Below are 1,715 nucleotides of genomic sequence, written 5' to 3' on the forward strand. Positions count from 1 at the left end.
AATGTGTATTGAACACAGCCCTTGCAGCTGAAACGCCAGCGTATGACATTCAGCAAGCCTGTGGTACGGGCTTGCAGGCTGCGTTCCTGATTGCCAACAAGATTGCTTTGGGTCAGATCGAAGTGGGTATCGCAGGTGGTGTAGATACCACTTCCGATGCGCCAATTGCTTTTGGTGATGGCTTACGTAAGGCATTGCTCGAGCTGAATATTGCGAAAACAGCCAAAGACCGTCTGAAAGCATTAACCAAGATCAATGTAAAAGATCTGATGGATGCTCCGAAAAATGGTGAACCACGTACAGGCCTGTCTATGGGTGATCATCAGGCGATTACCACACTGGAATGGGGTATTTCCCGTGAAGCACAGGACGAACTGGCTGCATCTTCACACCAGAAAATGGCAGAGGCCTATGAAGAAGGTTTCTTTGATGACCTGGTGACTCCATTCCTGGGTCTTGAACGTGACAACAACCTGCGTCCAGATTCTTCAGTTGAAAAACTGGCGAAACTCAAACCTGCTTTTGGTAAAGGCGATGCACGTACCATGACTGCGGGTAACTCTACTCCACTGACAGATGGTGCTTCTTGTGTGCTCTTGGCTTCTGAAGAATGGGCGAAGGCAAACGGTCATGAAGTGCTGGCTTACCTGACTTTCCAGGAAACTGCCGCAGTTGATTTCGTTGAGAAGAAAGAAGGCCTGTTGATGGCGCCTGCTTATGCCGTACCACGTATGCTAGAACGTGCCGGTCTGAAACTGCAAGACTTCGACTATTATGAAATTCATGAAGCCTTTGCCTCTCAAGTCCTTTCAACCTTGAAAGCTTGGGAAGATCCGAAATTCTGTAAAGAGCGTTTAGGTCTGGATGCTCCACTAGGTTCAATTGACCCTGCCAAACTGAACGTAAAAGGCTCTTCACTTGCTGCTGGCCATCCATTTGCAGCAACTGGCGGTCGTATCATTGCGACAGCAGCAAAATTGATTAACCAGAAAGGTTCAGGCCGTGTACTGGTGTCGATCTGTGCAGCCGGTGGTCAAGGTGTAACGGCGATTATTGAAAAATAATCCGTTGACCGATCCAATTAAAAAGCCCTTCAATTGAGGGGCTTTTTTTATGTTTTAGGGATTTGGCATTGGATTATTTTTGAAGTATTCATCCACTTTATTCCACGGCGCAGTCGATGCCACACCTTTCACCATATTCTGGTTCACACCCTGACAAAGCGCGCTGTCCGGTGTTAAGTGAAAAGTATTTACATTTGGATCCATATAAGGAATTGAGCCTGGACGGCGCTGGAAATAGAAGTTTAACCAATCGACCATAGCTTCAAAGCCATAATTCGACATGGCCCATGCACTGTTATGCCCGCCCCAATGATGACCAAATTCATGTGCAATAATTCGATAGCCAGATAATCTGTAGTGGCCATAGAATAACCAGGTATCTACTCCTAATACTGCTCCACCTCCTAGACCACCACCCATATTAGTCACGCCAAGATTAATTTCATTACGGTTAAGAATTTCCCGATAAATCCGGACATAATCTTCTGGCTGAAAGAAACCATTCGGCCCTTCTACCTGACCATCATTGCCAAAAAAGTCATGTCCCATGACCGCTTTATGGTTAAACCATAAGGTTTCAAATTCTGGAGTACTGAGCATATAGGCCAGATTGGTCATCATCATGACCCATTCCCGGGCATAGACCGGCGT

Annotated in this window: 1 protein-coding gene and 1 pseudogene; one reads left to right on the forward strand and one right to left on the reverse strand. The window is 46.4% G+C overall.

The window, feature by feature from the left end; all coding sequences use genetic code 11:
• A partial coding sequence (locus tag WAK81_RS04655; RefSeq protein WP_422195880.1) for an acetyl-CoA C-acetyltransferase occupies positions 1–1,064 on the forward strand: 1,064 nt, incomplete at its 5' end.
• A 54-nt stretch (positions 1,065–1,118) separates the two neighbouring features.
• On the opposite strand, the pseudogene WAK81_RS04660 reads toward WAK81_RS04655, so the two are convergent.
• Positions 1,119–1,715 (reverse strand): annotated as a pseudogene (locus WAK81_RS04660) (hypothetical protein); the annotation flags it as partial.

This window comes from Acinetobacter sp. (assembly GCF_049284435.1).
Lineage (GTDB): Bacteria > Pseudomonadota > Gammaproteobacteria > Pseudomonadales > Moraxellaceae > Acinetobacter.